The sequence below is a fragment of the Roseinatronobacter alkalisoli genome (assembly GCF_028745735.1).
GTDB lineage: Bacteria > Pseudomonadota > Alphaproteobacteria > Rhodobacterales > Rhodobacteraceae > Roseinatronobacter > Roseinatronobacter alkalisoli.
In genome coordinates this window covers 1-6,117 of record NZ_JAQZSM010000069.1, presented here as the reverse complement: position 1 = coordinate 6,117, position 6,117 = coordinate 1, and the positions used below count along the sequence as shown (strand labels likewise).

Below are 6,117 nucleotides of genomic sequence, written 5' to 3'. Positions count from 1 at the left end.
AACACCGCGGGGCGACCTGGGCTGCCGTCATGAGGCGCGAGCCAGGTCATCTCCTTGTCCAGCCAGATCAGTAGCGATCCGCGCTTGCGAAGCGAAGCCGTGTAGCTGGACCAGTTCGTCGTGCGGTTGCGGGCGGGTGTAGGCTTGCTCATGCACCCCCTCTAACCGCATGGATTCACGATGTGAATCCTTCGCATACAGAGTTCTGCAACAACGCCGGGCGGCACTTGAAATTTGTGCCGAAGGAGTGCCTACGTTGTCGGCTACCACGTCGCGATGAGAGAATTGCATCCCAAACACTGTGTGATTAATGTTGCATAGCCCTGAGCCAGCATGAGCGCTTTCGTCGCGCCATGCCGCTGAGCATATAGGAAAGCAAAGATGGACGACATTGACCTGCGTATCAAAAGTATCATTGCCGAAAAGTTTGGCGTAGATGCAGAGAATTTGACGTCTGATACATCCTTCACCGATGACTTAGCTGCCAACAGCTTGGACCTTGTGGAAATTTCTATGATCTTCGAACGGGAATTTGATATTGAGGTCGCAGATGTGGATGTTGAGGCGCTACAAACAATTGCAGATGCTGAACAGCTCATCCGAGCGAGAGTCTGATCGCCATATGACGGAATAGCGGTTCTTGATGAATTTTTCGCGAAGCTTTTCGCGCGTCCGCTACCGCGCCCACAGTTCCGTTAGGCAAATGGTCTGCTTCAGCCCAGGTGCAGGGGCGTGCAGGACCAAGGTGAGCGCTTCAAATGTTAACATAACGCTACTTACGGGTGATTTTTGTTCACAAAGGGCACATTCTTAACTGCATTGCGACAAGTCCCCTATCTAGCTGGCAAGAGCGAAATCGGATCTATTGGTTTTGCAGATGCAGTCGTTCGCCACAGCTGCAGCATGCGTTGACCCGAGCGGCTGCTGTTGGCAGGGAGCGAAGTTTGCAAAGTCGCGCGAGGTGTCTGCCATGCACGACATGCCCGGCCCAAAGCCGACGGTCGACCGTTCAGGCAGGGTTCGTCGAAGCGGTCGCTCAGGAATGGCGTAGCACGCGACAGCAGCCAGCCTCTTTGCGGACGATCACGCAGGATGCAACATGTGCTGGGTTATCGACACGCCGACTGGGAGTGGTCTTACGTTTGCACAACCCTTCAATCGTCGAATTTCTGTAAGCGGCCACCCATACTATGCAAATCCAGGGCATTATAGGGGCGCTGGGTAAGGGACTTGCAAGAAGGATAGCACATCGTCAAGCTTATGTTCACGAGGTGACGGTCGCGGCGACCTTGGCGGCAACGAGAGCACTGATTTCAGAGTGCATATCGACGTTGTGCCCGGGTGCCGAAATGGAGATCACCAACGCATAGCGCCCCTTGTCGTTGAACCGCTTCTGCCCGGGATGTGTCTTCCACCAGCCGGTGACGGGATAGACACCGATTGCATCATGCAAGGCGAGGTCAATCGCACGCCCGCGCCACAGATCGCAGTGCAGCGATCCCGCCTGCGCTGCGTTCGAGCCGAGGAGCCAGTAATCACCTTCCTGTTGCGGCCCGGGCGTGTCCTTCTCTTGCTGGCCCGAAACCCGGCGCTTAAACTGTTCCTTCGTGTCGGATCGCTTCTTGATCGCGAAGCGAAGGCCAAATGAACGATAGGTTTCGGGACGGGTCGCCGCGCGGCCAGACAGGTTCGGCTCAACGAAATAGGAAAGCGTCACCTTCATGGTGACGATTCCATTCTCGATCTTTTCGAGCGCCGCCTTCGGCCAAGGCAGGTCATAAAGGTGTATCTCATTGAAGACCGGCCCGCCGGGCATTGCCAAGTTGTTGTCCGCTGGGTGCCGTGATCTGCACCTCGTGCATTTATGCGGTCATTTCACGGGTATAGTCGGCCCACAACCCGAAAGCATCTGCACGGGCGTGACGGTAGGACGTGGCTGTCAGTCGGTAGCGGCGGGGTTTGAAGATTGTGTTGATTTGGTCATGTGCGGCGAGAAAGCGCTGTGCCTGGCGTGGAGACTTGAAGCGGCCCATGATCTTCTCCCGCCTTCGGGTTGGCCTGTGGCTACCCTCGATCCGGTTGTTGATACCTTTGTGAGCGCGATGGTCCGCATCGGGCGCCAGACGCGCAATCGGCTTTATATAACTGCGCAGCTTGTCGGTGATGACGACCCTCAGCTGACCAAATCGCGCGATCAGCCGGTTCAGGAACCGCCTTGCCGCCTTGGCGTTGCGGCGCCTCTCGAACCAAGATTTCAAGCGTGTCCCCATCAGCATCGACGGCCCGCCAGAGCCATTGTTTTACCCCGTTGATCGAGACCACGACCTCGTCCAGATGCCATTTGTCATTTGGTCGGGGACGGTCCCGGCGGATGCACGCCGCGAAATGCGCGCCAAACCGGTTGACCCAAAGACGTATCGCTTCTCGGCTGACAGTGACACCCCGCTCCGCCAGAAGATCCTCAACATCCGCCGTGCTGAGCGCAAACCTGTGATAGGCCCAGACCGCATAAGCGACGATCTCGCGGGGGAAACGAAAGCCTTTCAGGCGCGGAAGAGAGGATGGTATACTCATGACCGCACACCTACGCCAATCGCGCAGCGCAAACAACTTGGCAATGCCTTGCCGAGGCCTATTGCGGCGAGCACTCCACCGATAAGGCTGAGAACATCACATCAACGGTCGCCTTTCTGGCAAGTCTTGCCTATGAGACCCGCCAAATCCGCTTGGGAACAGGTACGGTCAACCTGCCGAACAGCCATCCGGTGCGCGTTGCTGCGGAAGTGGCAATGCTTGATCACATGCTGGAGGGGCGGCTGAATTTCGGGATCTCGCCGGGCGGGCTTTTGTCAGATGCAGAGGCATTCGGCACGTTGCAAAAAGACCGCAACGCGATGTTTCTGGAATGTATCGACATGGTTCTTGCGCTCTGGGCTGGTGAGCCGCCCTATGACCTGAAGGGTGAGTTCTGGTCAGTATCGACCGGGCAGACGCAATTGCCTGAAATCGGACAAGGCATCGTTCTCAAGCCATTTCAGGATCCTCATCCCCCGATCGTCGGCACAGCGGTGGCGCCTTTCTCAAAGGGCGTTACAGCTATGGCCGCGCGTGGTTGGGAACCGATTTCTGCCAATTTCCTGCTGCCGAAATGGGTTGCAACGCATTTTCCTAACTATGTCGAGGGGTGTCGTCTAGGCAAACGCCCTGTGAATAGCGATGGTTGGCGTGTTGCCCGTTCGATCTTTGTTGCCCGCGACAGGGGAACCGCGCGGGCTTATGCATTGCATTAACTAGTGGGCTGACACTACGCCAAGCTACCGAGCTCCGCCCCGACCGCCTGCAACCTTTCGAACGCATCAAACCGTTGTGCGTGCAGGGCTTGCATCGCTGGGCTCGGCGTGAACCGCCGTGCGACCCGTGACATCTGTGGCATCGCCTGTATCAGATCGGGACAGGCACCGGCAGCGACCGCGCCCAGCATGGCCGACCCCAGCAACACCGGCTCCGGGCTTTCAGTCAGCGCGACGGTTAGACCCGTCACATCGGCGATGATCTGGCAGGACAGCGGATGCGTGCCCGCCCCACCCGACACCGCGATCGCATCAACACTGACACCGACCGCCTGCTGTGCTGCGATGATCTGGCGTAAGCCGCAGGCCAGCCCGCATAGCCCCGCCACATATAGCGCCACAAGGCTGTCGACCCCCGTCTGCAACCCAAGCCCCGCAATGACCGCGCGGCGCGACGGATCGGCAAGGGGCGACCGGTTGCCTGCATATTCGGGCACCACATGCAGCCCCTCGGCCAGATTCACCGCCGCAGACGGATTAGGTGACAGGGCCAGCGCACGATCCGCCAACCATTGCGTCTGCCCCTGCTTTTCGGCCTCTGCCGCCGCCATCGCCTGCGCCGTCGCTGGATGAGACGCAACAAGGTGATCCATCGCCGCCCCTGCCGCCGATTGCCCACCCTCATTCAGCCAAAGACCTGGCACCATCGCGGAATGATACGGGCCCCAGACACCGGGCACGAAATGCGCGGCATCACCGCTGGTCATCGTGCAGGAGGAGGTGCCGAATACATAAGCCATCGTGCGACAGGCACCGCCCGCGCCCGGATCGGCCCCCACCGTGCCAAGACCACCGGCATGGGCGTCGATCAGCGCCGCACCCACCGCAATTCCGGGCGTCAGCCCCATCGCTGTCGCTGCCGCAGCCACCAGCCCCTGTGCGAGGGGTGTGCCTGCCGCGACTACCTGTTGCCCGATCCGGGCGAAGCCATCATCGGCGATATCATCCAGCCCGATCTGACGAAAATAACTGTCATCCCAGCGGTTTTCATGCCCCAGATAGGTCCATTTACAGGTCGTCGTACAAACCGACCGCGCCAGCGCACCGCTGGCCTTGTAGGTCAGGAAATCGGCAAGATCAAAGAAATGCGCCGCCGCACCATAAACCTCGGGCAGGTTTTCCCGCAGCCACAGCAGTTTGGGCGTCTGCATCTCGGGCGAGATCGTGCCGCCGACATAATCGAGCACCGGATGCCCCATCGCGTTGATCCGGTCCGCCTGCGCGATGGCGCGGTGATCCGACCAGACAATGACATCCAGATCGGGCCTTTCAGCGGCACCGACCCCCGTCCCTGCGCCATAAACCACCAGCGAGCATGTCGCATCAAACCCGATCCCGCGGATCGCTGCCGGATCGACCCGCGACAAGGCAACCGCCGCTGCCACGCAATCGCAAACCGCCCGCCAAATCTGCGCGCTGGATTGTTCGCGGCGACCGTCATCGGACCCGACCAGATCAATCGGTCGACTGGCCGATCCGTGAAGCTTGCCTTGGCCGTCAAAAACCCCCGCACGGGCGGATTTTGTGCCGACATCCACACCGACAAAATAACCTTGCATCATCAATCGCCTTCATTCCGGTGCAGGACATAATCGGCGGCGCGACTGTTCTGGCGCACGTTCCGGCCATTGGGCAGGTCGTTGTCTTCCAGCTTGCGCATGATTGCGTCACCGCTCATCGCGTAATGCGCCCAGCGGGCGCGCAAACGCCTGGCCAGCACCGCCTCTGGCACATCGATCATCACGCTCAGATCGAACAGAGGGGCCAGACCCGACCATGGCGGATCCTGCAAAAGCAGATAATTCCCCTCAACAATGATCAACGGCACCTCTGGCGTGATCAACCGGGCAGAGCCGCGCGAAATCTCCAGATCGCGGTCAAAGACCGGCACGGCGACCGCCTCGTCCTGCCCCCGCAACCGTGTGATAACCGAAATCAGACCGCCGACATCGAATGTATCGGGTGCCCCCTTATATGACCGCCGCTGCATCTCCTCAAGAATAGTATCATCGTAGTGAAACCCATCCATCGGCAGGATCGCGGCTGTGCCGGGGGCCACCGCATTGACACCATCGCAAAGCTGCGCGGCCTGGGTGCTTTTCCCCGACCCCGGCGCTCCAGCAATCGCAAGAAAACGACGGCTAGGCCAGTCCACCAGCGTCAGGGCCTGGCGCACCAGATTCTGCATCGTGATCGCCTGCCCCTGCATTAGATCAATCGATATTGTGCAGCCTTGTTGCGCAGGAACGGCAGGCCCTTGGACATGACCTCTTCCTGATCCTTCGCAACGGGCCGCCAGACTGCCAGACCAAAGCCGATCTCCGGCGGCATGTTGATGAAACTCTCCATCGCCAGCCCGCCCTTGAAATCAATCGCCTTGAGGGTCGCGAAAATCTCGTCCCAGGCGCAGCAGCCTTCCCCGGGCGTGCCACGGTCGCTTTCGGACAGGTGGATGAATCGCAGATAATCGCGGGCATCCAGAATACCATTCGCGGCGCCCTTTTCCTCGATATTCATGTGATAAGTATCAAGGTGGATAAAGATATTGTCCGATCCTACCCGTTCGATCATATCGCGCGCTTGCCAGCCGGTGTTGATCAAGTGGTTTTCATAGCGGTTGACCGGCTCGATCCCGAACAACGGCATTGCCAAGTTGTTTGCGCTGCGCGATTGGCGTAGGTGTGCGGTCATGAGTATACCATCCTCTCTTCCGCGCCTGAAAGGTTTTCGTTTCCCCCGCGAGATCGTCGCTTATGCGGTCTGGGCC

General features: G+C 59.2%; 5 protein-coding genes and 4 pseudogenes. 3 read left to right on the top strand and 6 right to left on the bottom strand.

All coding sequences use genetic code 11. The features are described from left to right. Positions 1–152, bottom strand: a pseudogene (locus PUT78_RS22760) (IS5/IS1182 family transposase); the annotation flags it as partial. A gap of 229 nt (positions 153–381) precedes the next feature. Here PUT78_RS22760 and PUT78_RS22755 point away from each other — a divergent pair. Then, the gene (locus PUT78_RS22755) at positions 382–615 is read left to right on the top strand and encodes an acyl carrier protein (RefSeq protein WP_274354519.1); all 234 of its coding nucleotides are present in this window, start codon (positions 382–384) and stop codon (positions 613–615) included. Between the two features lie 649 nt (positions 616–1,264). Here the strand turns inward: PUT78_RS22755 and PUT78_RS22750 are convergent. Both PUT78_RS22750 and PUT78_RS22745 read right to left on the bottom strand, forming a co-directional pair. After that, positions 1,265–1,822: a hypothetical protein gene (locus PUT78_RS22750; RefSeq protein ID WP_274354518.1), complete on the bottom strand. Its 558-nt coding sequence runs from the start codon at positions 1,820–1,822 to the stop codon at positions 1,265–1,267. A 40-nt stretch (positions 1,823–1,862) separates the two neighbouring features. After that, positions 1,863–2,574: pseudogene (locus tag PUT78_RS22745) on the bottom strand (IS6 family transposase). A 62-nt stretch (positions 2,575–2,636) separates the two neighbouring features. On the opposite strand from PUT78_RS22745, the pseudogene PUT78_RS22740 reads away from it, so the two are divergent. After that, positions 2,637–3,290: pseudogene (locus tag PUT78_RS22740) on the top strand (LLM class flavin-dependent oxidoreductase); the annotation flags it as partial. A gap of 14 nt (positions 3,291–3,304) precedes the next feature. Here the strand turns inward: PUT78_RS22740 and PUT78_RS22735 are convergent. Genes PUT78_RS22735 through PUT78_RS22725 form a run of 3 tightly spaced genes read right to left on the bottom strand, consistent with a single transcriptional unit; the run spans position 3,305 to position 6,041 of the window. Next, the gene (locus PUT78_RS22735; RefSeq protein WP_274354520.1) at positions 3,305–4,909 is read right to left on the bottom strand and encodes an FGGY-family carbohydrate kinase; all 1,605 of its coding nucleotides are present in this window, start codon (positions 4,907–4,909) and stop codon (positions 3,305–3,307) included. 2 nt (positions 4,910–4,911) lie between these two features. Further along, positions 4,912–5,538 carry a nucleoside triphosphate hydrolase gene (locus tag PUT78_RS22730; protein WP_274354517.1) on the bottom strand — a complete coding sequence of 209 codons (627 nt, stop codon included), beginning with the start codon at positions 5,536–5,538 and terminating at the stop codon, positions 4,912–4,914. A 20-nt stretch (positions 5,539–5,558) separates the two neighbouring features. Beyond that, entirely contained in the window at positions 5,559–6,041 is a 483-nt protein-coding gene (locus PUT78_RS22725) for a sugar phosphate isomerase/epimerase family protein (protein ID WP_274354516.1), read from the bottom strand. Between PUT78_RS22725 and PUT78_RS22720 the strand changes: the two are divergent. Further along, positions 6,040–6,117, top strand: a pseudogene (locus PUT78_RS22720) (IS6 family transposase); the annotation flags it as partial. The gene PUT78_RS22725 and the pseudogene PUT78_RS22720 overlap by 2 nt on opposite strands.